The sequence below is a fragment of the Mesorhizobium sp. Ca11 genome (assembly GCF_020165275.1).
Classification (GTDB): Bacteria; Pseudomonadota; Alphaproteobacteria; order Rhizobiales; family Rhizobiaceae; genus Mesorhizobium.
Genome location: NZ_JAIUHU010000003.1, coordinates 255,125 through 279,420 on the forward strand (window position 1 = coordinate 255,125; position 24,296 = coordinate 279,420).

A 24,296-nucleotide genomic window follows, 5' to 3' on the forward strand; every position below is an offset into this window, starting at 1 on the left:
GTGGATCAGGGATAGTCCCCGTGCCTTGTGTGAGGCTTGAATCGAGGCAGCGAACGCGATTCAGCTTCGCGCAAGGAAGTGACGCTATCGTGCGGGGATAGCTTCGGCCGGAGGCATGCCCTTTGCTTAGCACCTACATCAGCTACCAGTTGATCGCCAAAGACATCCCTAAGTCTATCGCCCGCATCGAGCAGCAGCCGACGGTCGATCGCGATACCCAATACTATCTGGCCAACATCACCAAGGTGAAATCGATCGACGATTTCGTCAACAACGACCGCCTGTTCAAATACGCCATGAAGGCTTACGGGCTGGAGAACATGGACTATGCCAAGGCCTTTATGGTCAAGGCGCTGAAGGAAGGCGTCTCCAATCCCGACAGCTTCGCCAACAAGCTGACCGACAAGCGCTACGCGCAGTTTGTCGCCGCATTCAACTTCGCGGCGGATGGCGCCGATGCGACGGTCTACAATCCGGCGCAGCAGCTGGTCACGAAGAACTACGCAATGCAGGCTGAGATCGCCGGTCTCGACCCGGATTCGGACTATGTGAAGGGCGAGACGACATATTATCTCGCCAACATCACCAAGGTGAAATCGGTCGACGACCTGATGTCGAACGACCGGCTCTACACCTACGCGCTGGCCGCATTCGGTCTCGACTCCGCCACCGAAGACAAGGACCTGATCAGGCAGGTCCTTGAGGGCGGTGTGCGCGATCCGGACAGCGTTGCCAACAAGCAGACCAACAAGGCCTATGCCGGGCTGGCCTCGGCCCTCAACTTCGAGCAGTACGGCGCAAATGCCACCACCTATGTTCCAGCGCAGCAGCCGACCGTCGACAAATACCTGCGCCAGACCTTGGAAGAGGACGCCGGCCAGACCAACGAGGGCGTGCGGCTGGCGCTCTATTTCCAACGCAAGGCGCCGGACATCACCAGCTGGTACGACGTGCTGGCCGACACCGCTTTGGCCAGCGTGGCGCGTACCGCGCTCGGCCTGCCCGATTCCTTCGCTACCGCCGACATCGACAAGCAGGCGCAGCTGTTCGAGCAGAAGCTCGACATCAAAGACTTCACCGACCCCGAGAAGCTCAGCAAATTCCTGACCCGCTTCACCAGCATGTACGAGATCAACCACCCCACCTCGACAGCGGTGACGTCGGTCAGCGTGCTCTTCGCGCAGCCGACCAGTGTCGGCATATCCACCGACCTGATGATGGCCATGCAGCAGTTGAAGTTCTGAGAAGATCATGCAGGATAGCCTTTACGTCGCCCTTTCCTCGCAGATCGCGCTCGAGCGCCGTCTCGACACCATCGCCGACAACGTCGCCAACGCCTCGACAATCGGCTTTCGCGCCACCGGCGTGAAGTTCGAGGACGTGGTTTCGGGCACCGGGCCGAAGTCCGTTTCCTTCGCCTCCTCCGGCAAGACCTATCTTTCCGGCGCGCATGGCGCGCTGACCGAAACCGGCAACCCGTTCGACTTCGCCGTCCAGGGCGACGCCTGGTTCGCCATCGAGACGCCCGCCGGCACGGTGATGACGCGCGACGGCCGCTTCTCCATGAACGAGAACGGCGAATTGATGTCGATCGAAGGCTACCCCGTCCTGGACGGCGGCGGCGCCCCGATCCAGCTCGATCCGCGCAACGGCCCGCCCAAGGCGGGCGCCGACGGCTCGCTCAGGCAGAACGATCAGCTGGTCGGCGCGATCGGCCTCTATAATTTCGACCCCGGCGAGAATTTCGTCCGCTACGGCAATTCGGGTGTCGTTCCGGCGCGCACGCCCGAACCCGTCACCGACCGTTCGGACGTCGGTGTCGCCCAAGGATTTCTGGAAGAGTCGAACGTCAACCCGGTGCTGGAAATGACTCGGCTGATCCAGGTGCAGCGCGCTTTCGAGAACACGGCGGCGCTGATGCGGCAGGCCGATTCCTCCACCGACGACGCGATCAAGACGCTCGGCTCGAAGTGACGGCATGACGACCGGCTCGTCCCTGTTGCGCGCTTCCGACAGCCCGGCGGATACTGGACGGCCCGACAGGTTGGCCGCGCTCGAACGCATCTGGCAGCGGTTCGACGATCCGCAGGCACTGCTTTCACGCGGCGGCCGCGTCGTCGAGATCTCGCCGACGCATTACAAGGTCCGCGGCCTGTCCGGGATTGCCAGGCTCGGCGACATCGTCGAGCAGCGCGGCAAGGCCGGCGCACGCCGCGGCGAGATCGTCAAGATCGGCAGCGACGAGGTGGTGGTCGCGCCTTTCGAACGCAGCGCCGACGCCGGCATCGGCGATGCCGTCTTTCGCCGCGGCCCGCTCGCCGTCGCGCCGCATGTTTCCTGGCGCGGGCGCGCCATCGATGCCTTGACCCGCGTCATTGACGGCGGACCGCCGCTGATCAGGCCGAATGCCGCCGAGGTCGCGCATCGCGCGACGCCCGGCGCCCTGGCGCGTCAGCGCGTCGGCACCGGCTTCCTCACCGGCGTCAGGGTCATAGACATCTTCACGCCGCTCTGCTTCGGCCAGCGGCTCGGCATCTTCGCCGGCTCCGGCGTCGGCAAGTCGACGCTGCTTGCGATGCTGGCCGGCGCCGAGGCCTTCGATACGGTGGTCGTGGCGCTGATCGGCGAGCGCGGCCGGGAGGTGCGCGAATTCCTCGAGGATACGATCGGCGCCCAGAGCATGGCCAAGACCGTCGCCGTCGTCGCCACCAGCGACGAAAGCGCCATGATGCGCCGGCGCGCGCCCGATACAGCCATGTGCGTGGCAGAGCATTTCCGCGACCAGGGCCATCGCGTGCTGCTGGTGCTGGATTCCATCACCCGCTTCGCCCATGCGCTGCGTGAGGTGGCGACGGGAACCGGCGAGCCGCCGGTCGCGCGCGGCTATCCGGCCTCGGTCTTCACCGACCTGCCGAAGCTGCTCGAACGAGCCGGGCCGGGGGCCGAAGGCAAGGGTTCGATCACCGCCATCATCTCCGTGCTGGTCGACGGCGACGACCACAACGATCCGGTCGCCGATTCGGTGCGCGGCATCCTCGACGGCCACGTCGTGCTCGACCGCGCGCTTGCCGAGCAGGGTCGTTATCCGCCGGTCAATCCGCTGTCGTCGATCTCGCGCCTCGCCGACAAGGCCTGGAGCACGGAGCAGCGCATGCTCGTGACAAGGCTGAAATCGATGATCGCGCGCTTCGAGGACACGCGCGACATCCGTCTGCTGGGCGCTTACCAGAGCGGCGCCGATGCCGAGCTCGACATCGCGGTGCGCCAGGTGCCGCTGATCTATGAGGCGCTCACGCAATCGCCGAGAGACCGCGCATCGGCCGATCCGTTCGCCGACCTCGCCCGCCACCTCAAGGGGAAGCTGAATGGCGATCAAGGAGACTGAGCTCCAATACACCGAGCGCATGTTGCGCGACATGCTTGCCGAGGCCGAGGCGGCGGAGAAAGCCGCTGCCGATGAAGCAAGAATTGCCAGGAACAAAGCCGCGCGCGCCAGGACGGAGAAGGCGACGGCTCTTCTAAACAGAGCCAACAGGCCGCATCCGCCGAGAGCGACCGCCGACATGGCGCAGGCCAGCCGCGATTCGTTGCTCGATGGCCTTTTTCCCCGCACCGAGTGGCCGGAACCGCCGAAAGCCCAGTTCCCGCGCCTCGCCGACAAGAGCGCGGACCGCCGCAGCGATTTCGTCATCGCCGCGCTCGGCATCACGCTCGGCCTGATCTGCGCCCTGTTTCCCTGGTACATCTTCTTCAACCAGGAGCAGTTCGGCGTTCAGGCCATCAAGTTCGGCGGCAGCGGCAGCAATTCCGGACGCGAGGGCGGCGGCGTTGTGGCCGAACGCAGCGAGCCGCTGACGGTCAAGGACATTCCCAATGCCGATATCGACCTGTTTGCCACCGGAACGGTGCAGGACGACCCCGCGCCGGCGCCCGGCGATCAGCCCTTCCCGGCCGCCGCTTCGGAATTCAAGATGGTGCATGTCGCCAACGGCCGCGCCATGATCGAGGACGATACCGGTCTGTGGATCGTGCAGCGCGGCTCCGTCCTGCCAGATTCCAGCCGCGTCGCCTCGATCGAGCAGCGCGGCGGCAAATGGGTGATCGTCACCAGCGCCGATAAGGTGATCCAGCTCTCGAAGTAGCCGCTAGAGCATGATGCCGAAAAGTGTGAAGCGGTTTTCGGACGACGTCGTGCTCTATTCCTTGATTTAGAAGCGGATTCAGATTTCAGGTCCATAGAACAGAAATCATACGGCTCCAGGGCGCAAGCCCACCCCGCGCAAGGTCCACGCAAGACTGGCCGCCTAGTCTTGCGCGTACTTGCCCGGGAGATTCCCATGGAACCCGTAAATCTTTTCGATCTCGCCACGCGGCAGTCGCAATGGCTGGCCGTGCGCCAGTCGGCGATTGCCTCCAACATCGCCAATGCCAACACGCCCGGCTACACCGCCAATGACGTCGAGCCCTTCGAAAAGGTCCTCGACCGGACCGCGGTGACGCTTGCCGCCACGCAGACTGGCCACCTTGGCGCCAAAGCGGCCAATGCCGGCTTCAACGTCAAGCCGGAGGACCCTGACGGCGCGATCATGCCGTCGAAGAACACCGTGGTTCTCGAACAGGAGTTGATGAAAGCCGGCGAGGTTCGCCGCTCCTTCGAGCTCAACACGGCGATCGTCAAGGCCTTCCACTCGATGATGACGATGGTGGTGAAGAGCTGATCATGGATGCGCTGACTGCAGCCCTCAAAGTCGCGGCATCCGGCCTTGGCGCCCAGTCCGAGCGGCTGCGCGTGGTCTCGGAGAACCTTGCCAACGCCCAGTCGACCGGCAGCACGCCCGGCGCCGATCCCTATCGCCGCAAGACCATCACCTTCCAGTCCGAGGTCGACCGCGCAACCGGCGGCTCGCTGGTGGAAGTCAACGCGATCTCCCGCGATCCTTCGGACTTCCCGATCGAATTCCAGCCCGGCAACGAAGCCGCCGACGCCAAAGGGTACGTCAAGATGCCCAACGTCAACACATTGGTCGAAATGGCCGACATGAGCGAGGCGAACCGCTCCTATGAAGCCAACCTGCAGGTCATCAAGCAGGCTCGCGATCTGATTTCCATGACCATCGACCTGATGAGGAACCAGTAATGATCGGCGGTATCGGGGCAATACAATTCAAGACGGCGGTTGACGGGGCGGAGCAGGCGTCACCGAACCTGCTGCAGGGCGGTGTCGGAACGCAGACCGGCGAAAGCGTCGGCAGCAGCTTCGCCGAGGTGCTCAGCCAAGCGGCGACGAAGACCGTCAACACCCTGCAGGGCGCCGAGCAGATGTCGATACAGGCCCTGAAGGGCGACGCCGATACGCGCCAGGTAGTCGATGCGGTGCTGAGCGCCCAGCAGGCGCTGCAGACCACCATCGCGATCCGCGACAAGGTCGTCTCGGCCTATCTCGAAATCAGCCGCATGAGTATCTAGCGTCATGAAAGCCCTTGCCATCGCCGCCACCGGCATGAACGCCCAGCAGACCAACCTGGAAGTCATCGCCAACAACATCGCCAACATCAACACCACCGGCTACAAGCGGGCGCGGGCCGAATTCTCCGACCTGCTCTACCAGGTCGACCGCACCCAAGGGGTGCCCAACCGTTCCAACACCTCGCTGGTGCCGGAAGGCGTCTCGATCGGTCTTGGCGTCAAGACGACGGCGGTGCGCAACGTCCACACGCAAGGCGAGCTGACCAGCACCGGCAACAGCTTCGACCTGGCGTTGACCGGCAGGGGCTGGTTCCAGATCGAGGGCGCCGATGGAGCCACGCTCTACAGCCGCGCCGGCGCCTTCAACACCAACGCCACCGGGCAGCTCGTGACGGTCGACGGCGCCAATGTCATTCCGGCCATCTCTGTGCCGACCGACGCGGTCGAGGTGATCGTCAACAAGACAGGCCAGGTCTTCGCCCGCATCCAGGGCCAGACCGACCTCCAGCTGCTCGGCCAGCTTCAGATCGCCAACTTCGCCAACGAGGCGGGCCTGGCGCCGCTCGGCGACAACCTCTTCCAGGAAACGGCCGCCTCAGGCCCGGCCAATGTGGGCGTCCCCGGCGATCCGGGCTTCGCCACGATCCAGCAGGGCTATCTCGAATCCTCCAACGTCGATCCGGTGAAGGAAATCACCGAGCTGATTTCGGCGCAGCGCGCCTACGAAATGAATTCCAAGGTCATCCAGGCCGCCGACGACATGGCCTCGGTGGTCTCCAAGAACATCAGGTAACGGATGATGGCCGGGCCGATCTCCTCCGCACTCCGTCGCGCCGTGCTGGCCACCGCCCTGGTGGCCGCCGGCACGCCGGCTTTGGCGCAGGACCCGACCGGCCAGTCGGCAAACCAGATCGCCGCCGGCCAGGCCGTCGGCGAGGCCGTGCTGATCCCCAACCGGGTCATCTATCCCGGCGAGACCATCGAGCCCGCCTCGCTCAAGCAGGTGATGCTCATCCCCGGCAAGCACAAGCCGGACGGCATGGCGACGCGCTCGGAGGAGCTTCAGGGCAAGGTTGCCAAGCGCACGCTGCTGCCCGGCCGCTACATCCCGGTGACTGCCATCCGCGACGCCTGGCTGGTCGAGCAGGGCGCTTCCGTCCAGGTCTATTTCACCGCCGGCTCGCTCACCATTTCGGCCGCCGGCGTCACGCTGCAGCCAGGTGCTGCCGGTGACCAGATCAAGATCCGCAACACCGACAGCGGCAAGATCATCTCCGGCACGGTGATGGCCGACGGCACCATCAAGGTCGGCGCTTCGTGATGCGCGCCTTTGTTCTTCTGCTGAGCGCCGCCATCGGCCTGCAGCCGGCATTGGCGGATGGGCTGACGCCCAAGGCCAAGCGGGAGCTCGCGCAGAAAAACGGCGGTGTCTACGACGATCCGGAATACGATCCGGCCACCACCCAGCGCATGTTCCGGGTCTCGACCGGGCCAAGCACGCTGCCGCCCGGTCAGGTCGCGGCGCGCATCAAGGACATCGCCCAGCTGCAGAGCGCGCGCGACAACCAGCTCGTCGGCTATGGCCTGGTCATCGGCCTCGCCGGAACCGGCGACAGCCTGCGCAACTCGCCGTTCACCGAACAGTCGATCCGGGCCATGCTGGAGAATCTCGGCATTGCCACCGAAGACGGCCGCGCGCGCTCCAAGAACGTGGCCGCGGTCATCGTCACCGCCAACATGCCGCCCTTCGTCCAGTCGGGCAGCCGCATCGACATCGACGTCTCCTCGATGGGCGACGCCACCTCGCTCGCCGGCGGCACGCTGGTGATGACGCCGCTGAAGGCGGCCGACGGCGAGATCTATGCCGTCGGGCAGGGCTCGGTGATCGTCGGCGGTTTCACCGCCCAGGGCCAGGCCGAGCAGTTGACGCAAGGCGTGCCGACCGCCGGCCGCGTGCCGAACGGCGCCATCGTCGAGCGCTCGGTGCCGGCCGAGTTCGATGACCAGGGCGTGTTGACGCTGCAATTGCGCAATCCCGATTTCTCGACCGCCATCCGCATCGCCGACGCCATCAACGACTACACCTCGCAGCGCTTCGGCATGCGGGTCGCCGCCGAACGCGATGCCCGCACGGTGCAGATCAGGCGGCCGAGGAATGTCTCGGCCGCGCGTTTTTATGCCGAGATCGAAAATCTAGTCGTCGAATCCGACGCGCCTGCCCGCGTCGTCATCGACGAGCGCACCGGCACCATCGTCATCGGCAGCAATGTCAGGATCTCGCGTGTGGCGATCAGCCACGGCACCCTCACCGTGCGCATCACAGAAGCGCCGAAGGTGGTTCAGCCGGAACCCTTCTCCAGGGGTCACACCGCTGTCGAGCCCTTCACCGCCATCGAGGCGAGCCGGCCCGACGCGCGCGTTGCCGTGCTCGACGGTCCCGACCTCGAAACGCTGGTCTCGGGCCTCAATCGCCTCGGCGTGAAGCCCGACGGCATCATCGCCATCCTGCAAGGCATCAAATCGGCCGGCGCCTTGCAGGCCGATCTGGTTCTCCAATAGGCATGCCGATGATCGCGCTTTCCTCCCCAACACCCCGCCGTCACCTGAGCTTCCGGGCCATCGCAGCAATGGTTGCTCTGCTTGGCGGCACCGCTGCCCATGCGGACGAGGTACGACAGGTGTTGCCGGGCGGTCAGGCGCCCGTTCAGCCGGCACAGCTCACACATGAAAACGCGCCGCTTCAGCCGGCTGCGCTCGCAGGCGGCAAGGCGCCGGACGAAAGCGAGATCCAGCGCTTCTGCTCCAACATCGCGGATGCCGCGCGCGACCGCCGCTACGCTCTCCAGGCCGAGGAATTGAAGCAGCTGCAGGCCGGCATCGACGAGCGTATGAAAGCACTGGAGGCGAAGCGGGCAGAATACGAGGAATGGCTGAAGCGCCGCGAGGTGTTCCTGGCGCGTGCCGAGGACGGCGTCGTCAAGATCTATGCCGGCATGAAGCCCGATGCCGCCGCCGAACGTCTGGCGATGGTCAACGCCGAGCTCGCGGCGGCCATCCTGATGAAGCTCGATTCGCGCAAGGCCGGCGTCATCCTGAACGAAATGGACCAGAAGGCGGCGGCGACGCTCACCGGCATCATGGCCAGCGCGGCGCGAAGGGTTGATCCGTCATGAAGTTGAAATTGCTGGCCCTGATCGCCCTCGCCACCCTGGCCGGCTGCGGTACCGATCTCAGGGAGGTCGGCAGGGAGCCCGCTTTGTCGCCGGTCGGCTCCGGCATCGGCGAAGGCGGTTCCGGCCCTTACAACTACCCCGAGCCGCCTGCCTCCCGGCCGAAGAAATTCTCGCTGTGGGACGATCGCCAGAGCCGGCTCTTTACCGATCCGCGCGCGCTGCGCGCCGGCGACATCCTGACCGTCAACATCAGGCTCAACGACAAGGCCAATTTCAAGAACCAGAACGACCGCAGCCGCACCGCCGCGCGGAAGCTTGGCTATGACATCAATCTAGGATGGGAAAAGGCAAGCACCAGCGGCAAGGGCGACGCCGGCCTGAGCTCCAGCACCGAGACCAATGCCGATGGGGAGATCAAACGTTCGGAAAACCTCGAGCTCAATGTCGCCGCCGTCGTCACAGACGTGCTGCCCAACGGCAATCTGATGATCAGGGGCTCGCAGGAGGTCCGCGTCAATTACGAGCTTCGGGTGCTGACCATCGCCGGCATGGTCCGTCCGTCCGACATCGGCGCGGAAAACACCATCCCCTACGAGCGCATCGCCGAGGCGCGCATTTCCTATGGCGGCCGTGGCCGTGTGAGCGAGGTCCAGCAGCCGGCCTATGGCCAGCAGATCCTCGACCAAGTGCTTCCCTTCTAGGACCGGGAGAGCGCTGCCGTGGCAAATGTCGAGCAAGTCCAGCCGAAAAAGGGACCTTCCCTGGCGATCCAACTCGCCATGCTGTTGGCCATGACCGTCGCGGCCGTCGGCATGGGTTGGCTTTCCGGCGGCTATCTCCAGCAAGGCGAGACCCCGGCACCGGTGCCGGCGGCGCCGGAGAACGCCGGCGCCGCGGAAAAACCCGCCGAAGGCGGCAAGGCGGGCGCCGGGCCAGCGCTGGTGCAGCTGGCGCCGATCACCACCAATCTCGCCTCGCCGTCGGAAGTCTGGATCCGGCTGGAGGCGTCGCTGCTCTACGATGCCCCGCAGCCGCAGGAAGTGACCGAGCAGATTCACCAGGACCTGCTTGCCTATGTGCGCACCCTCAAGCTGCATCAGATCGAAGGCGCCAGCGGATACCAGCATCTCAAGGCCGATCTCGAGGAGCGCGCGGCGCTGCGCAGCGGCGGCCACGTCAAACAGGTTCTCGTCAGGACGATGCTGCTCGAATGAGAAAGTTCCTCATAGCCACGGCGCTCATCGTCGTCACCACCTCCGTCGCGGCGGCCCAGCAGCTCGATCTTGGCGGCATCGGCAAGGCCGACGGCACGACCGTCGGCTACCTGATCCAGATGTTCGGCCTGCTCACAGTGCTTTCGGTGGCCCCGGGCCTTTTGATCATGGTGACGAGCTTCACCCGCTTCGTCATCGCCTTCTCGATCCTGCGCGCCGGCATCGGCCTGCAATCGACGCCGGCCAACCTGATCCTGATCTCGCTGTCGCTGTTCATGACCTTCTATGTCATGGCGCCGACTTTCGACCAGGCCTGGAACACTGGCGTGAAGCCGCTGATGGACAACCAGATCACGCAGGGCGAGGCGTTCGAGAAAATCTCCGGCCCGTTCCGCGACTTCATGTTGCACAATGTGCGCGACAAGGATTTCGACCTCTTCGCCGACCTCGCCCGCGAGCGCGGCCAGACCGTCTCGCGCGAGACTGTCGACCTGCGCATCCTGGTGCCGGCCTTCATGATCTCGGAGATCCGCCGCGGCTTCGAGATCGGCTTCCTCATCGTCCTGCCCTTCCTCGTCATCGACCTGATCGTCGCCACCGTCACCATGGCCATGGGCATGATGATGCTGCCGCCGACGGTGGTATCGCTGCCGTTCAAGATCCTGTTTTTCGTGCTGATCGACGGCTGGAACCTTCTGGTCGGCAGCCTGGTGCGATCCTTCACCTGATCGATCCCGCCGGACCGCGCGCAAGCGTGCCGCGTCACGTCTCGACGGCTTGAGCAAAGTGCGCGCAAGCCTTCCAACATTATTTTCGATTAACCGTCCGATTTAGGTCTTTGGTAGGGACTTCCCGCCATAGTCGCTCGCAGATGGCGGGTGACCCGACTGAGCGGTCATTGGCATGATGCCGCACCGTCATACCGGACATGCCGGTATGTAAAAAAAATCCGTGTAAAAAATAGGTACGAGTAACCATGGCCAGTATCATGACCAATGCCTCGGCGCTGACCGCGCTGCAGAGCTTGAACGCCACCCAGAAGAACCTCGACACCACCCAGGCCCGCATCTCGACGGGTTATCGCGTCTCGCAGGCTTCCGACAACGCCGCTTACTGGTCGATCGCCACCACGATGCGCTCCGACAACCAGGCCATGTCCACCGTCTCGGACGCGCTCGGCCTCGGCGCCTCGAAGGTCGATACCGCCTACACCGGCATGGACAGTGCGATCTCGACCATCAACCAGATCCAGCAGAAGCTGACCGCTTCCTACGGCCAGACCGATGCTTCCAAGGAAAAGACCCAGGTCGAAATCGCCGCTCTTCAGAACCAATTGAAGGCCTATGCCGACGGCGCCACCTTCTCCGGCACGAACATGCTGTCGGTCAACAGCGGCGCCACCGCCACGAGCGCAGCCGACGTCAAGATCGTTTCGGCCTTCAACCGCGATGCCACCGGCGCAGTTTCGATCTCGACGATCGACGTCAAGGTCGACAGCATCAAGCTGTATGAAGCCGGCACCGCGGCTGGCGTGTCGAAAGGTATCCTCGACGCCGACCGCGTCGGTGCGACTGGCGCTGTCACCACCACTGCGCAAAACCCGACCCTGGGTGCGGCAGCTGCGGCGGGCGACACCTATTCGGTCGCCACGATGAAGATCTTCTCCGGCACCACCGCTGCAAGCGATACCCAGATCGCGGATATGATGAAAGTCGTCGACGCCGCGCTGAAGGACATGACGACCGCCGCGACCAAGCTCGGCGCCGCTAAGAGCTCGATCAACCTGCAGAAGACCTTCACCTCGAGCCTGATGGACTCCATCGATCGCGGCGTCGGCCAGCTCGTCGATGCCGACATGAACAAGGAATCGACCCGCCTCCAGGCGCTGCAGGTTCAGCAGCAGCTCGGTGTCCAGGCGCTGTCGATCGCCAACGGCTCGTCGCAGTCGATCCTGTCGCTCTTCCGCGGCTGATCGCTTCATACTGACCGGACCAAAGCATCGGGCCGCGCCAAAAGCGCGGCCCGATTTGCGTTTGCTCAAGGCTCGCGCAACCCTCGTTCCCTAACCTCTCGGAAGCCTACTTTTAACAGGCCATTAACCATATCGCGCTAGGTATGGTTAACCAATCACTTAGGTTGTCGAATCGGCCCGACCGGCACGATTCGCAACCCATGGACAGGTCGAGACCCGGCCTGCGTGGCATGCCGGCTTTTGAGAAGGAGCGAGTTTCTTGGCGAGCATCATGACGAACGCTGCGGCGTTGACTGCACTTCAAAGCCTCAACGCCACCAACAAATCGCTCGAGCAGACGCAGGCCCGGATCTCGACCGGCTACCGGGTCTCCGAGGCCTCCGACAACGCCGCCTACTGGTCGATCGCCACCACCATGCGCTCCGACAATTCGGCGCTGTCGACTGTGCAGGATGCTCTCGGTCTCGGCGCCTCGAAGGTCGACACCGCCTATACCGGCATGAACAACGTCCTTTCGACGATCGGCCAGATCAAGACCAAGCTTTTGTCGGCTGTCGGCCAATCGGGTGCAAACAAGGCCAAGACGCAGACCGAAATCACCACGCTGCAGGCGCAGATGAAATCCTTCGCCGATGCCGCCACCTTCTCCGGCTCGAATTATCTTTCGGTCACGTCAACCCAAGTCGCGGCCGCCAATGACGGCGTCCAGCCCGACGCCCAGATCGTCTCCTCGTTCAACCGCTCCTCGTCCGGCGCCATCTCGCTCGGAACCATCGACATCAATGTCGAGAGCACCAAGCTGTTCGATTCCGGCCTCGCAACGGCCGTCAAGAACCAGGGCATTCTCGATCGCAAGACTTCGATCTACTCCACCGCCGCCGACCAGTCGGCATATGACGCCGCCTATGCGGCCTCGATCGCCGGCGGCGCCACCGACATTGCCGCCAACACCGCGGGCCAGGCCGCTGTGTCGGGCTCGCCCGTCAAGATCGACAACGTCTCCGCCTTCAATCTCGACATCACGGCAACGGGCGTGACCGACGACATCATCACGCAGATGGTCACCAAGATCGACAACGTCATGAGTCAGCTTACCGACGCCGCCACCGTGCTCGGCGCCGCCAAGAGCTCGATCGACCTGCAGAAGACCTTCACCCAGAGCCTGATGGACTCCATCGACCGCGGCGTCGGTCAGCTCGTCGATGCCGACATGAACAAGGAATCGACCCGCCTTCAGGCGCTGCAGGTGCAGCAGCAGCTCGGCATCCAGTCGCTGTCGATCGCCAACAGCTCCTCTCAGTCGATCCTGGCGCTGTTCAAGAACGGCTAATCGGCAGAAATATTCCGACCGGCGAAAGGCCGCGCCTCGGGCGCGGCCTTTTTCGTTTTTCGATAAGAGCCGGGTCGACGCTTTGCTAGACCTTCGGCGGCACGCCTATCATCCTCGCACAAGCTTCGCGGTCTAGTCTTCCGGCGGACAGTCATGCTGGGAGCGGTTGAATCGTGCCGGAACAGATCCAGAGCGTCATCGCGAATTTGAAGAGCTTCGGCGTTAGGCGTCTGGCGCTCATGGGCGGCATCGCGGCCCTGGTCATGGCCGTCATCGGCATCGCGTCGGTCTATCTCAACCGCCCGGCCTATGAGACGCTCTATGTCGGCCTCGAGCGTTCCGACGTCAATCAGATCGGACTGGTGCTGGCCGACGCCGGCATCGGCTTCGATGTGGGCTCTGACGGCACATCCGTGATGGTGCCGGCCGGCACCACCGCGCAGGCGCGCATGCTGCTTGCCGAGAAAGGCCTGCCGACCAGCGCCAACGCCGGCTATGAGCTGTTCGACAATGTCGGCTCGCTCGGCCTCACCTCCTTCATGCAGCAGATCACCCGCGTGCGCGCCCTGGAAGGCGAGATCGCGCGCACCATCCAGTCGATCTCCGGCGTCAAGGCGGCTCGAGTCCACATCGTCATGTCCGAGCGTGCCAATTTCCGTCGCGACGAGCAGCAGCCCTCCGCCTCGGTGGTCATCCGCTATGCGGGCAGCGATGCCGAGAAGAGCGCCATGTCGATCCGCCACCTCGTCGCCGCGGCCGTTCCCGGCCTCTCGGCCGACAAGGTCACCGTGCTCGATTCCAACGGCAATCTTTTGGCCGCCGGCGACGACCCGTCCAACACGAGCGCCGCGCGCACGCTGGGCGTCGAGCAGACGGTCGAGGCGCAGATCGGCGACAACATCCGCCGCGCGCTCACCCCTTATCTCGGCCCGGACAATTTCCGCGCCAGCGTCAAGGCCGACATCAACACCGACACGCGCCAGACCGAGGAGACGATCTTCGATCCGAACTCGCGCGTCGAGCGTTCGGTGCAGTCAGTGAAGACCAACGAGGCCAGCAACCAGAAGCAGGCTTCGACCCCGACCAGCGTCGAGCAGAACCTGCCCGAGACGCAGACCACCACCACCGAAGGCCCGCAATCCACCTCGCAGAACGACCGCAAGGAAGAGATCACGAACTACGAGATCAATTCCAAGAAGATCGCCACCGTCTCCAACGGTTACACGGTCAACAAGATGTCGATCGCGGTCGTGGTCAACCAGGATCGCCTGAAGACCATCCTCGGCAAGGACGCCACGCCGGAGCAGATCGCCAAGCGAGTCGCCGATATCCAGAAGATGGTCGCCTCGGCGACCGGCTTCGACGACAAGCGCGGCGACATCATCGACGTCTCGGCGGTCGAATTCATCAACGGCCTCGACGGCGAGCCGATAGATCAGCCTGGCATTCTCGCCTCGATCGGCACCTATACCGGCACGCTGATCAATGCCGGCGCCTTCATCGTCGTCGTCTTCCTGGTGGCGTTCTTCGGCCTCAAGCCGATGGCCGCCGCGCTGACGGCGTCGGCGAGGCCCGCGGCCATTGCCGGCCCGAGCTTCGACGACGTGCAGCGTTCCTTGCCGACGCCCGATGCGCCGGTCGCCGCGATCACCGCCGAGGCCCCGGCCGGCGCCCTGCCCGGCGCGCGCGCCGGTGCAACCCCGCTCGATGACCTGCGCCAGAAAATCCGGCCGGCGCCGCAGGACCGGCTTGCCCGCATGGTCGACCTCAACGAGGAGCGCACCGCGCAGATTCTGCGCAAATGGGCAGCCGTCCCGGAAGCCGTAGGTTAGGCCATGGCCTCCGCAGCCCTCTTCGATCTCCTGCCCGATTTTGGTTCGCGCACGCCGCGTGCCAATCAGGCGCCGACCGCGCGCGACGCCGAGCATCTGCCGGCCGCGCCGGAGCCGCAGGCCGATATCGGCGCGCTGATCGCCGAGGCCGTGGCCGACGCGGAGGCAGCGCTCGAGGCGCGCCTCGCGCTGGCCCATCAGGCAGCGCTCGACGCCGAGCGCCAGGCCAGCAACCAGGCCGCGCAAACTTTCCTTGAGAGCTTCGGCGGCGATCTCGGCGCCGCCCTCGCCACGCGCATCGAGGCCATGGAGCAGCGCGTTGCCGAGCTTGCCGGCGCAACCGTCGCCCGTATCGTCGGCGGCCTTCTCAGCGACGACCTGCAGGAGCGTTCGCTCGCTGCCCTTTCCCGCGCCATCAGTGCGGCGGTCGCCGACAGCGAGGCCGTGCGCATCGCCGTCCGCGGCCCGTTGTCGCTGTTCGAGCCGCTGCAGGCGGCGCTCGGATCCCGCGCCGCCAATCTCGACTTCAGCGAGGCGCCGGGCTTCGACCTGACCGTCACCATCGACGAAACCGTGTTCGAGACGCGTATCGCCGAGTGGTCGGCGTCCTTGTCGGAGGTCCTGTCATGAGCGCCGTCGACCATGCCGACCCCCGGCACGAGATCATCATCGTCAAGCGCAATCACGACGGTCATGACGACGGCCACCATGGTGGCGTATGGAAGATCGCCTTCGCCGACTTCATGACGGCGATGATGTGCTTCTTCCTCGTCATGTGGCTGATCAACGCCGCCAACGAGCAGACCAAGGCGGCCGTCGCCAGCTATTTCAATCCGGTCGAGCTGATCGATCGCAACTCCAGCCGCAAGGGCCTGGAAGATTTGGGCGACGGCCCGAGCAAGGTCGGATTGACCGCGGACAACCCGCAGCAGGGCGCGACCAAGGCGGGCGATGACGGCAAGGGCGGCGCCGGTTCCTCCGAGCGCCGGCAGACGAAGGCCGGAGCGCAGGATGCCCAGCTCTCCGATGAAAAGCTGTTTGCCGATCCCTACGCGGTGCTGGCGGAAATAGCCGCCGACACAGGCGTGATGCAGAACGTCAGCGCCAAGGGCGAAGGCGGCGCCCAGGCGGCCGGTCCGGCAACCGGCGCATCCGGCGGCGAGTCCTACCGCGATCCGTTCGCGCCGGATTTCTGGTCGCAGCAAGTGGCGGCGCCTGGCGCCGAGGCCACCGCCGAACGCGCCAGGATCGAAGGCGATCCGGTCAAGCCCGGCGAGAAGGTCGCCGCCGTCGCGGTGCCGAAGGTGAAGGTCGTTCCGGCCGCTCCTGCCCTGACGGCCGCGCCGCTGGAGCCGCTGGCAACCCCGCAAAAGACCGACGCTAAGAGCGGGCCAAAGGCCGCGCAAGGCGACGCCGAGAAGGCGTCGGGCGAAGCAGACAAGACCGAGAAAGCCCAAGGCGGGAAAGCTGAAGTCGACAAGCGCGAGGCTGCAGCGGTCGACACCAAAGCCGAACCTGCGAAGGCGGAAAAGACTGAATCCGAGCAAGCCGCCGACAAAGGCGAAAAGGCGCCGAGCAAAGCCGCTCTTCAGGAAGCGGCGGATATCAAGAAGGAGCTCGCCAAGGCATTCCTACCGGGTGAAAAGCTCGCCGACGGCGTCTCGGTCGAGGCCACCGACAAGGGTGTCGTCATTTCGATCACCGACCAGCTCGATTTCGGCATGTTCGAGATCGGCTCGGCCATGCCGCGCCGCGAGCTGGTGCTGGCGATGGAAAAGATCGGCCACATCATCAACCAGAAGAAGGGCACCATCACCATCAGCGGCCACACCGACGCGCGGCCGTTTCGCAGCGACACTTACGACAACTGGCGGCTGTCCACCGCGCGCGCCCATTCGGCCTACTATATGCTGGTGCGCGGGGGCGTCGACGAAAGCCGCATCACCGAGGTCGCGGGCTTCGCCGACCGGAAGCCAAAGATCGCCTCCGATCCGATGGCTGCCGCGAACCGACGCATCGAAATCCTGATGGCGGCCGGCGGATGAGGGCCAGGACCGTCATCGGCCGTTCGATGAAGCGCTTCACTGTTTCAGCGAAACGGCGAACCGCTCCATCTCTTTGCCTTGGCGCAATTCCGAATGGAAAACCGCCTCACGCTTTTCCCGGAATGGCGCTGGCGCTGGCGCTGTTCGTTGCCGGGCCGTCATCGGCGGCATTGGCGCAGGACGCCCTGCAACCCTATCAGCTGGTGCGTTCGCTGCAGCTGATCCAGGATCGTATTGCCGGCGGCGATCATGCCGCGTTGCCGATGCAGGCAAAACTCCTCGAAATGATCGACGCCCGGGTGCGCAATGCCGATGCCGAGGATTTCAAGGAGCCGAAGAACTTCCGCGCTCTGCTCGTCTACGGCATGAGCGGCGGCAACCCGGTGACGGTCGCGGCGGCGGCTTCGCGTGCAATAACCGACCCGCAAAGCCTGGCCATCGCCAAAGGCGTCGTCGCCTATCTGAGCGGCCGGCCGGCCGAGGCGATCGAAATGCTGAAGCCGATCGATCCGATGGGCGTGCCCGCCGACCTCGGCGCCTTCCTGGCGCTGGTCAAGGGCTCGCTGCTTGCGACCGATGATCCTGCGGCAGCGCTGAACCTGCTCGACGAGGCGCGCCTGCTCAGCCCCGGCACGTTGGTCGAGGAGGCAGCGCTTCGACGCTCCGTGGGCATCGCGGCCGCACAGGGCGACGCCGCCCGTTTCGCGCTGGCTTCGACCCAGTATGTCGCCTCCTATCTCTATTCGCCTTACGCCAGCCAGTTCGCCGATGCCTTTGTTTCCGGCGTCATTACGCTGCACATGGCGATCAGCCAGGACAAGATCGCCGACATCACCTCGATGATGGATCCCGAGCGCGAGAAAGTTATCTACCTGCGCATCGCACGCCGTGCCGCGATCGACGGGATGACCGAGCTCTCGGCTTTCGCCTCAGCGAAGGCCGAGCGGGGCCGCAACGGCAACGGCAGCCAGGATGACCCGCGCACCCAGCTCTATTCGAGCCTTTCCACCATGACATCGGCCAATGTCGATGAAGTGCGCGCCAAGCTCGGCAAGATCGATCGCGGCAAGCTTTCGCAAAGCGACCGCGACCTGCTCGACGCCGCGCAGGCCGTGGCGGGCGAAGTGATGGCGCCGGTGAAAGCGCCCGCAAATGCCGAAACCGCACCGACGATCGTTGCAAGAGGCGACAGAGGGAAATCCGCGACCGAGGCCTCAGCCGACCCGGCCGATGCGGACTTGCCTCCCGTGGAAGGAGCGATGCCCGAACAGGCAGCGGTCGCGGCACGCGATCCGGCGGTCGCGGTGAGCGATCCGCCGGTCGCGCCGAGCGACCAGGCGAAAGACGCGGCGCCCGCCGCTTCGCCGCCCCCTGTCCAGCAGCCCGCGCGAGCATCGGCTGAAACCCTGGCGGCCGCTCCGGCTCCGACCGGCGCCGCGCCGGTGGTTAAGGCATCCGCGCCGGCGAAGCCCGATATGCAAGACCCGATCGATGCGGCGGTCACCAGCACGCGGCGTCAGCTCGACCAGATCGACCAACTCCTCGGAGCAGCCCCAAAATGACCAGCGTCAACCAGACCTTGCCGGGCTTTGCTTCGACACAGGCCCAGTCCCGGCAGCACACTGCCGGCGACAAGGATGGGGATCAGAATTTCGGCAAGATTGTGCATGGGACCGAGAGCCCACAGGACAAGCACACGGCCGGACCGGTAATACCCAACGCGCATCCGGCAAGGCGCTTGCCGGCCAATGCCGGCAGGCATGAGCCGGACCAGGACCCGCAGGGGAAAACCGGTTCGCAGAAGGCGACGGGAAAGTCCGCGAAGACCGACGGGCAATCCTTATCCGCGAAGCAGACCGCAGATAAGGATACCGCGGCGCAATCCGACGATCCCGCGCCGCTGCAGGACCGCTTGCCGTTGCTGATGGCGCTGGGCGACATGAAGCATTTCGCGCAATCGTCGGGCGCGGGCGGCGCTGATGGTGAAGAAGCCGCCGGCGACCACGGATCGCTGGAACTGCGGCTGCGCGCCGGCAAGCGCACGGCGATTGACAGTTCCGCCGAGCCGCTGTCGCGATCCACCCGTTCGACGGCAGCGGACGATTCCGGCCCCGATTTTGGGCTAAAGCCGATGAAGGCGCAAATGGCTCTCGATATGCCGGGCCGGCGTGATGCCGATGCCTTGCCGGCGCAAGGGGATGATCCGGCGGCCGGTAGCCCGTTGCCGCCGCAAGGCTGGCGGCCGGCTTCCGCATCCAAGGCTTCGCTGCAATCGCAGTCGGCCGCGCAGCAGACTCCGGGCAAGCCGTCTTCTTCCGCCGGACGCATGGAAGTCGTCAGCCAGCAGAGCTTCCCGGCGCCGGCGCAAAATCCGATCGGCCAGACGGCATCGGCGCTGGTTGAAGGGCTTGCCTCCGACAATGGCGTCCAGCAAGCCTTTGCAAGCGCCTCGACGGGCTCCCAGACGACCAATTCTGTTGCCGTTCCGACACACGTGCTGAAGATCGAGCTGCACCCTTCGGAGCTCGGATCGGTTGTCGCCAGCCTGCGGCTCTCGGGGGAGCGACTTTCGATTGAGATGAAGCCCGAGACACACGAGGCATACCGCCGTCTCACCGCCGACAGCGACGCCGTCGTCAAGTCGATGCGCAGCCTCGGCTTCGACGTCGACAAGGTCACCATACTGCAACCCTCGATAGCAGCGCATGCGGCCAGCCGCGCCGACGCAACCAGCGCCATGCCGATGTCGACAGGCCGTGACCAGCCTTCGTTCCAGCCTGGGAACTCGGGCAGCAACGGCGCGGGCGGCGGCCGGCAACCGGGAAGGAACAATGGCGCACAGGAATTCGGTCGACCCGCTTCGCCTCTTCGCGAGCGTGCTGACGACGATATGTATATCTAGTTTCGCTGCCGGCGCGGCCAGCGCCGCTGCCAATCCCTGCGAGCCGGAGATCCTGCGCGCCGCCGATCGCTACGGGGTGCCCGCCGGAATCCTGTACGCCGTCGGCCTGACCGAGACCGGAAAGAAGGGCAGCCTTCAGCCTAATGCCTTGAATATAGAAGGAAAAGCTGTGTTTCCTCGCAGTCGCGGCGAAGCGCTCGCCGCATTCGAGAACGCGCGTCGCGAGGGCAAGACGCTGATCGATCTCGGCTGCATGCAGATCAACCATCGCTATCACGGCGCGCAGTTCCGCAGCGTCGAGGACATGCTCGACCCGCATCGCAATGTCGACTACGCGGCGCGCTTCCTGGTCAGCCTGCATGCCCGGCACATGACCTGGTCAATGGCCGTCGCCCGCTATCATGCCGGCCCCGACAACGACCCCGCGCAGAAGGTCTATGTCTGCCGCGTCATCGCCAACATGGTCGCCACCGGCTTCGGCAAATGGACTCCGAATGCCAGCACCTTCTGCAATCAGTAGTTGTTGTACGTGAGAAGCCGGTCGACCTTCGCCAGCCTATCCGCCGACCCCGATACTCGTCGGCCAACAGTTGGCGCGAATACACCAGCGCAACCGCTTTTATTACGGCTCCCAAAAAAACTCCCAAGAAAATAGCTACAAGAAATGATGGTTTTTCAGGATTCATCGAGCCGGGTACGCCTTTCCCCACGGGGCAAGTGAAATGATTCGGAGGGCGGGCCGATGATCGTGATCGTTGACGAGCGAGAGCTCGTGACAGAGGGCTACTCTTCACTTTTCGATCGCGAGGGGGTGGCCACTGCCGGCTTCGCGCCAGGCGAATTCGGCGAGTGGGTGAGTTCCGCTGCCGACACCGATCTCAGATCCGTCAGGGCCTTTCTCATCGGCGACTGCCGCGAAGGCGCGATATCGCCGCGCCAGATCCGCGACCGCACCGGCGCGCCGGTGATCGCACTGAGCGAACATCACTCGCTCGAGCACACGCTGCGGCTGTTCGAAAGCGGCGTCGACGATGTCGTGCGCAAGCCGGTGCATATCCGAGAGATTCTCGCCCGCATCACCGCCATCCGCCGCCGCGGCTCCGAAGAGGCCGCCTATACCGAGGTCGGGTCGATGCGGATCTTCATGGACGGCCGCGATCCGGAGATCAACGGCGAGCCGCTGCCGTTGCCGCGGCGCGAGCGGCGCATCCTGGAATATCTGGCCGGCAACCGCGGCCGGCGCGTGACCAAGACCCAGGTCTTCAACGCCATCTACGGCATCTTTGACGAGGAGGTCGAGGAGAACGTGGTTGAGAGTCACATCTCGAAGCTGCGCAAGAAGCTGCGCGAGAAGCTTGGTCACGATCCGATCGATTCCAAGAGGTTCCTCGGCTATCGGCTGGTGTTTTGATGGCCGCCCTCGAGCGTGATCCCGAACCGAAGATCAGCGAAAGCAAAAAGTGGGAACCGGTTTTCGGACAAGGATCATGCTCCAACAAAGAGTCAGTGCGTGACGGCGATTCAACGAAGCGCCATCACGCTCTAGGCCCATCCCGCGCCAGCCTCGCGCAAGACACGAGGCATAGTTTTACGGCCTGCTACCCAGGCACTGCGGAGATCCATCGATGAGCCTCTACGGAATGATGCGGACCGGCGTTTCCGGCATGAACGCGCAGGCCAACCGCCTCTCCGCGGTGGCCGACAACATCGCCAACTCCGACACCACCGGCTACAAGCGCTCTTCGGCCGAGTTCTCGTCACTGATCATGCCCGGCACCGGCGGCGCCTATAATTCCGGTGGCGTGACCACCACGATCCGCTCGGCCGTCAGCACGCAAGGCGTCATGACCTACACCACCTCGGTGTCCGATCTTGCCGTCAACGGCGACGGCTTCTTCGTCGTCCAGGATGCCGGCGGCACGCCCTACCTCACTCGCGCCGGTTCCTTCGTTCCGGATGCGCAGGGCCGGCTGGTCAATGCCGCGGGCTACCAGCTCATGGCCTACGACTACGCCAATGGCGATCCGGCAGCGACCGCCAACGGCTTCGAGGGCCTCGTGCCGGTGCAGATCTCCGATCAGCAAATGACGGCGACGCCGAGCACCGAGGGCCTGTTTTCCGGCAACCTGCCCGCGGGCGCGACGCCGCCCTCCGGTCCGCTGCCGTCCAGTAACAGCGCGACCGCCGAATACACGTCGAAAACCTCGCTGGTCGCCTATGACAATCTCGGCAACAAGAAGCTGCTCGACGTCTATTTCACCAAGACCGGCACCGGAACATGGGAAGTCTCGGTCTTCGATCAGTCGAAGGCGACCCCCGGCACCTCCTTCCCCTATACCGGCGGTGCGCTAGGATCGGCCAACCTCACCTTCGACACCACCACCGGCAAGCTCACCGGCGCGACCACAGGCGCCTCCTTCACCGTTCCGGGCGGCCAGACCCTCAACCTCGATCTCTCCAAGCTGACCCAGCTCGGCACCGGCTTCACCGTCGCCGACGCCAAGGTCAACGGCAACGCCCCGAGCTCCATCCAGAAGGTCCAGATCGGCCAGGACGGCGTCATCTACGCTCAGTTCGCGGACGGCTCGACCAAGGCGCTTTACAAGATCCCGCTTGCCGACGTTCAGAGCCCCGACAACCTCACCGCAATGCCCGGCAACATCTATGTGCAGAGCACCGACTCCGGCGCCGTCCACATCGGCTTTGCCAATGAGGGCAAGCTCGGCTCCATCGTCTCCGGGGCGCTCGAAAACTCCAACGTCGATATCGCCGAGGAACTGACCAACATGATTGCGGCGCAGCGCAGCTACACCGCCAATTCCAAGGTCTTCCAGACCGGCTCGGACCTGATGGACGTCCTCGTCAACTTGAAGAGATAAACGACGGGCGCCGCCCGTGAAAGATCAGCATGTCGCTTTCCTCCGCACTAAGCATTGCCCAATCGGCGCTCCTGGCCACGTCCAAGCAGACCAGCGTCGTATCGCGCAATGTGGCCGACGCGTCGAACCCTGACTATACCCGCCGCATCACCGTGGTGACCAGCACGGCGCCGGGTGCCCGGGCGGTGGAAATCCAGCGCGCCGCGAACGAGCTCCTGTTCCGCCAGAACCTTTCGGCGCTGTCGGCATGGAGCGGCCAGAGCGCGCTTTACAACGGCATGGATCAACTCGAACTGTCGGTCAACGGGGTCGACAACGCGTCGTCTCCCTCGACGGCCATCGCCAAGCTGCAACAATCTCTGCAGCTTTACGCCACGACGCCATCGAACCAGAACCTCGGCACCAGCGTCATCGATGCCGCCAAGCAGGTGGTGAATTCTCTCAACAGCGGCACCAAGGCGATCCAGGACTTCCGCACCCAGGCCGACAGCCAGATCGCCACCGCCGTCGACGACCTCAACTCCCTGCTCGGCCAGTTCCAGGACGCCAACAAGGCCGTCATCTCCGGCACGCGATCTGGCACCGACGTGTCCGACGCGCTCGATCAGCGCGACGCCCTCCTGAAGAAGATATCGGAATATGTCCCGGTATCGACCTTCACGCGCGGCGACAACGACATGGTCGTCACCACCAAGGACGGCACGACGCTGTTCGAGACCGTGCCGCGCTCGGTGACCTTCGCGCCATCGGCCGGCTATTCGGCCGGCACGCCCGGCAACACGGTCTACATCGACAATGTGCCGGTCTCGGCCGGCACTGGCGACAACGCGACCGCCGACGGCAAGCTTGCGGGCCTGCTGAAGCTGCGCGACGGCGTCGCCTCGACCATGCAGAGCCAGCTCGACGAGATCGCGCGCGGCCTTATCACCGCATTTGCCGAAACCGCGCCATCGCAGCCCAATGCGGCCGGCCTGTTCACATGGTCCGGCGCGCCGGCAATCCCGGCCGCCGGCACCCTGGTCGACGGCCTCGCCGGATCGATCGGCGTCAACGCCGCCTTCGATCCGAGCGCTGGCGGCAATCCCGCGCTGTTGCGCGACGGCGGCGCCAACGGCGCGGCCTATGTCGTCAACACCGGCAACGCATCCTATTCGGACCTTCTGATCAGCTATGGCAACAAGCTCGATCAGCCGATGGCCTTCGATGCCTCGGCCGGCATCGCCGTCAGCTCCGGCGTCTCCGATTACGCGGCCAATGCCATCGGATGGTTCGAAGGCGTGCGCCAGCAGGCCTCGACCAACGCCGACAGCAAGCAGGCGCTGGCAGCGCGAACGGCCGAGGCGCTGTCCAACGATACCGGGGTCAATGTCGACCAGGAGATGTCCCTGCTTCTCGACCTCGAGCACACCTATCAGGCCTCGGCGCATATGATGAAGACCGTGAGCGACATGCTGGACGCCCTGATGAGCGCGGTAGGATAATT

The 24,296-nt window shown here is 64.7% G+C and carries 25 protein-coding genes; all 25 read left to right on the forward strand.

Annotated features, from left to right (window positions below):
- Nucleotides 1–122: 122 nt before the first annotated feature.
- The 25 genes from LB538_RS07590 (at nt 123) to flgK (ending at nt 24,294) form a co-directional block, all read left to right on the forward strand.
- Nucleotides 123–1,244 (forward strand): DUF1217 domain-containing protein, encoded by a 1,122-nt coding sequence (locus tag LB538_RS07590; RefSeq protein ID WP_224524368.1) that lies wholly within the window; start codon nt 123–125, stop codon nt 1,242–1,244.
- A 7-nt stretch (nt 1,245–1,251) separates the two neighbouring features.
- Nucleotides 1,252–1,974, forward strand: coding sequence for a flagellar basal-body rod protein FlgF (flgF, locus tag LB538_RS07595; protein ID WP_224524366.1), 723 nt, complete (start codon nt 1,252–1,254; stop codon nt 1,972–1,974).
- A gap of 4 nt (nt 1,975–1,978) precedes the next feature.
- Nucleotides 1,979–3,385, forward strand: coding sequence for a flagellar protein export ATPase FliI (gene fliI, locus LB538_RS07600; protein WP_224524362.1), 1,407 nt, complete (start codon nt 1,979–1,981; stop codon nt 3,383–3,385).
- The gene (locus LB538_RS07605; protein WP_224524359.1) at nt 3,366–4,142 is read left to right on the forward strand and encodes a hypothetical protein; all 777 of its coding nucleotides are present in this window, start codon (nt 3,366–3,368) and stop codon (nt 4,140–4,142) included. The genes fliI and LB538_RS07605 overlap by 20 nt, the downstream gene beginning before the upstream one ends.
- 195 nt (nt 4,143–4,337) lie before the next feature.
- Complete coding sequence (gene flgB, locus LB538_RS07610) at nt 4,338–4,718, forward strand: flagellar basal body rod protein FlgB (RefSeq protein ID WP_140842048.1); 381 nt, start codon at nt 4,338–4,340, stop codon at nt 4,716–4,718.
- 2 nt (nt 4,719–4,720) lie between these two features.
- Nucleotides 4,721–5,137 (forward strand): flagellar basal body rod protein FlgC, encoded by a 417-nt coding sequence (flgC, locus tag LB538_RS07615; protein WP_095766383.1) that lies wholly within the window; start codon nt 4,721–4,723, stop codon nt 5,135–5,137.
- The gene (locus tag LB538_RS07620) at nt 5,137–5,466 is read left to right on the forward strand and encodes a flagellar hook-basal body complex protein FliE (protein ID WP_095766382.1); all 330 of its coding nucleotides are present in this window, start codon (nt 5,137–5,139) and stop codon (nt 5,464–5,466) included. Before flgC ends, LB538_RS07620 begins: the two co-directional genes overlap by 1 nt.
- Nucleotides 5,467–5,470: 4 nt before the next feature.
- Complete coding sequence (gene flgG / locus LB538_RS07625; protein WP_095766381.1) at nt 5,471–6,259, forward strand: flagellar basal-body rod protein FlgG; 789 nt, start codon at nt 5,471–5,473, stop codon at nt 6,257–6,259.
- Nucleotides 6,260–6,262: 3 nt separating this feature from the next.
- On the forward strand, nt 6,263–6,787 hold the full coding sequence (flgA, locus tag LB538_RS07630; RefSeq protein ID WP_411908995.1) for a flagellar basal body P-ring formation chaperone FlgA: 525 nt from the start codon (nt 6,263–6,265) through the stop codon (nt 6,785–6,787).
- Between the two features lie 149 nt (nt 6,788–6,936).
- Nucleotides 6,937–8,025, forward strand: a complete 1,089-nt coding sequence (locus LB538_RS07635; protein ID WP_224524643.1) for a flagellar basal body P-ring protein FlgI — start codon at nt 6,937–6,939, stop codon at nt 8,023–8,025.
- A 2-nt stretch (nt 8,026–8,027) separates the two neighbouring features.
- Nucleotides 8,028–8,639 carry a MotE family protein gene (locus LB538_RS07640; protein WP_411908996.1) on the forward strand — a complete coding sequence of 204 codons (612 nt, stop codon included), beginning with the start codon at nt 8,028–8,030 and terminating at the stop codon, nt 8,637–8,639.
- Nucleotides 8,636–9,340: a flagellar basal body L-ring protein FlgH gene (gene flgH / locus LB538_RS07645; protein ID WP_224524353.1), complete on the forward strand. Its 705-nt coding sequence runs from the start codon at nt 8,636–8,638 to the stop codon at nt 9,338–9,340. Before LB538_RS07640 ends, flgH begins: the two co-directional genes overlap by 4 nt.
- Before the next feature lie 18 nt (nt 9,341–9,358).
- Nucleotides 9,359–9,853 (forward strand): flagellar basal body-associated protein FliL, encoded by a 495-nt coding sequence (fliL, locus tag LB538_RS07650; protein WP_224524351.1) that lies wholly within the window; start codon nt 9,359–9,361, stop codon nt 9,851–9,853.
- Nucleotides 9,850–10,581 carry a flagellar type III secretion system pore protein FliP gene (fliP, locus tag LB538_RS07655; protein WP_095766375.1) on the forward strand — a complete coding sequence of 244 codons (732 nt, stop codon included), beginning with the start codon at nt 9,850–9,852 and terminating at the stop codon, nt 10,579–10,581. The genes fliL and fliP overlap by 4 nt, the downstream gene beginning before the upstream one ends.
- A gap of 248 nt (nt 10,582–10,829) precedes the next feature.
- Complete coding sequence (locus LB538_RS07660) at nt 10,830–11,825, forward strand: flagellin (protein WP_224524348.1); 996 nt, start codon at nt 10,830–10,832, stop codon at nt 11,823–11,825.
- Nucleotides 11,826–12,084: 259 nt separating this feature from the next.
- Nucleotides 12,085–13,155, forward strand: coding sequence for a flagellin (locus LB538_RS07665; RefSeq protein ID WP_224524346.1), 1,071 nt, complete (start codon nt 12,085–12,087; stop codon nt 13,153–13,155).
- A gap of 173 nt (nt 13,156–13,328) precedes the next feature.
- Nucleotides 13,329–14,987 (forward strand): flagellar basal-body MS-ring/collar protein FliF, encoded by a 1,659-nt coding sequence (fliF, locus tag LB538_RS07670; RefSeq protein WP_224524342.1) that lies wholly within the window; start codon nt 13,329–13,331, stop codon nt 14,985–14,987.
- 3 nt (nt 14,988–14,990) lie between these two features.
- Complete coding sequence (locus tag LB538_RS07675) at nt 14,991–15,617, forward strand: hypothetical protein (protein ID WP_224524338.1); 627 nt, start codon at nt 14,991–14,993, stop codon at nt 15,615–15,617.
- Nucleotides 15,614–17,032, forward strand: a complete 1,419-nt coding sequence (locus tag LB538_RS07680) for a MotB family protein (protein WP_224524335.1) — start codon at nt 15,614–15,616, stop codon at nt 17,030–17,032. Before LB538_RS07675 ends, LB538_RS07680 begins: the two co-directional genes overlap by 4 nt.
- Nucleotides 17,033–17,154: 122 nt before the next feature.
- The gene (locus LB538_RS07685; protein ID WP_224524333.1) at nt 17,155–18,594 is read left to right on the forward strand and encodes a chemotaxis protein MotC; all 1,440 of its coding nucleotides are present in this window, start codon (nt 17,155–17,157) and stop codon (nt 18,592–18,594) included.
- On the forward strand, nt 18,591–19,934 hold the full coding sequence (locus LB538_RS07690) for a flagellar hook-length control protein FliK (protein WP_224524332.1): 1,344 nt from the start codon (nt 18,591–18,593) through the stop codon (nt 19,932–19,934). Before LB538_RS07685 ends, LB538_RS07690 begins: the two co-directional genes overlap by 4 nt.
- A complete protein-coding gene (locus LB538_RS07695) occupies nt 19,864–20,454 on the forward strand; it encodes a transglycosylase SLT domain-containing protein (protein ID WP_224524331.1) in 591 nt (196 codons plus the stop codon). Before LB538_RS07690 ends, LB538_RS07695 begins: the two co-directional genes overlap by 71 nt.
- Before the next feature lie 222 nt (nt 20,455–20,676).
- Complete coding sequence (locus LB538_RS07700) at nt 20,677–21,345, forward strand: response regulator transcription factor (RefSeq protein WP_095766367.1); 669 nt, start codon at nt 20,677–20,679, stop codon at nt 21,343–21,345.
- Between the two features lie 214 nt (nt 21,346–21,559).
- Nucleotides 21,560–22,813 carry a flagellar hook protein FlgE gene (locus LB538_RS07705; RefSeq protein ID WP_224524330.1) on the forward strand — a complete coding sequence of 418 codons (1,254 nt, stop codon included), beginning with the start codon at nt 21,560–21,562 and terminating at the stop codon, nt 22,811–22,813.
- Nucleotides 22,814–22,842: 29 nt separating this feature from the next.
- Nucleotides 22,843–24,294 carry a flagellar hook-associated protein FlgK gene (flgK, locus tag LB538_RS07710; protein WP_224524329.1) on the forward strand — a complete coding sequence of 484 codons (1,452 nt, stop codon included), beginning with the start codon at nt 22,843–22,845 and terminating at the stop codon, nt 24,292–24,294.
- Nucleotides 24,295–24,296 lie beyond the last annotated feature (2 nt).

Bases quoted from the DNA above. Each gene is read 5' to 3' on its own strand.
- flgF (WP_224524366.1), top strand. From the start codon at position 1,252: ATGCAGGATAGCCTTTACGTCGCCCTTTCCTCGCAGATCGCGCTCGAG.
- fliI (WP_224524362.1), top strand. From the start codon at position 1,979: ATGACGACCGGCTCGTCCCTGTTGCGCGCTTCCGACAGCCCGGCGGAT.
- LB538_RS07605 (WP_224524359.1), top strand. From the start codon at position 3,366: ATGGCGATCAAGGAGACTGAGCTCCAATACACCGAGCGCATGTTGCGC.
- flgB (WP_140842048.1), top strand. From the start codon at position 4,338: ATGGAACCCGTAAATCTTTTCGATCTCGCCACGCGGCAGTCGCAATGG.
- flgC (WP_095766383.1), top strand. From the start codon at position 4,721: ATGGATGCGCTGACTGCAGCCCTCAAAGTCGCGGCATCCGGCCTTGGC.
- LB538_RS07620 (WP_095766382.1), top strand. From the start codon at position 5,137: ATGATCGGCGGTATCGGGGCAATACAATTCAAGACGGCGGTTGACGGG.
- flgG (WP_095766381.1), top strand. From the start codon at position 5,471: ATGAAAGCCCTTGCCATCGCCGCCACCGGCATGAACGCCCAGCAGACC.
- flgA (WP_411908995.1), top strand. From the start codon at position 6,263: ATGATGGCCGGGCCGATCTCCTCCGCACTCCGTCGCGCCGTGCTGGCC.
- LB538_RS07635 (WP_224524643.1), top strand. From the start codon at position 6,937: ATGTTCCGGGTCTCGACCGGGCCAAGCACGCTGCCGCCCGGTCAGGTC.
- LB538_RS07640 (WP_411908996.1), top strand. From the start codon at position 8,028: ATGCCGATGATCGCGCTTTCCTCCCCAACACCCCGCCGTCACCTGAGC.
- flgH (WP_224524353.1), top strand. From the start codon at position 8,636: ATGAAGTTGAAATTGCTGGCCCTGATCGCCCTCGCCACCCTGGCCGGC.
- fliP (WP_095766375.1), top strand. From the start codon at position 9,850: ATGAGAAAGTTCCTCATAGCCACGGCGCTCATCGTCGTCACCACCTCC.
- LB538_RS07660 (WP_224524348.1), top strand. From the start codon at position 10,830: ATGGCCAGTATCATGACCAATGCCTCGGCGCTGACCGCGCTGCAGAGC.
- LB538_RS07675 (WP_224524338.1), top strand. From the start codon at position 14,991: ATGGCCTCCGCAGCCCTCTTCGATCTCCTGCCCGATTTTGGTTCGCGC.
- LB538_RS07680 (WP_224524335.1), top strand. From the start codon at position 15,614: ATGAGCGCCGTCGACCATGCCGACCCCCGGCACGAGATCATCATCGTC.
- LB538_RS07685 (WP_224524333.1), top strand. From the start codon at position 17,155: ATGGCGCTGGCGCTGGCGCTGTTCGTTGCCGGGCCGTCATCGGCGGCA.
- LB538_RS07690 (WP_224524332.1), top strand. From the start codon at position 18,591: ATGACCAGCGTCAACCAGACCTTGCCGGGCTTTGCTTCGACACAGGCC.
- LB538_RS07695 (WP_224524331.1), top strand. From the start codon at position 19,864: ATGGCGCACAGGAATTCGGTCGACCCGCTTCGCCTCTTCGCGAGCGTG.
- LB538_RS07700 (WP_095766367.1), top strand. From the start codon at position 20,677: ATGATCGTGATCGTTGACGAGCGAGAGCTCGTGACAGAGGGCTACTCT.
- LB538_RS07705 (WP_224524330.1), top strand. From the start codon at position 21,560: ATGAGCCTCTACGGAATGATGCGGACCGGCGTTTCCGGCATGAACGCG.
- flgK (WP_224524329.1), top strand. From the start codon at position 22,843: ATGTCGCTTTCCTCCGCACTAAGCATTGCCCAATCGGCGCTCCTGGCC.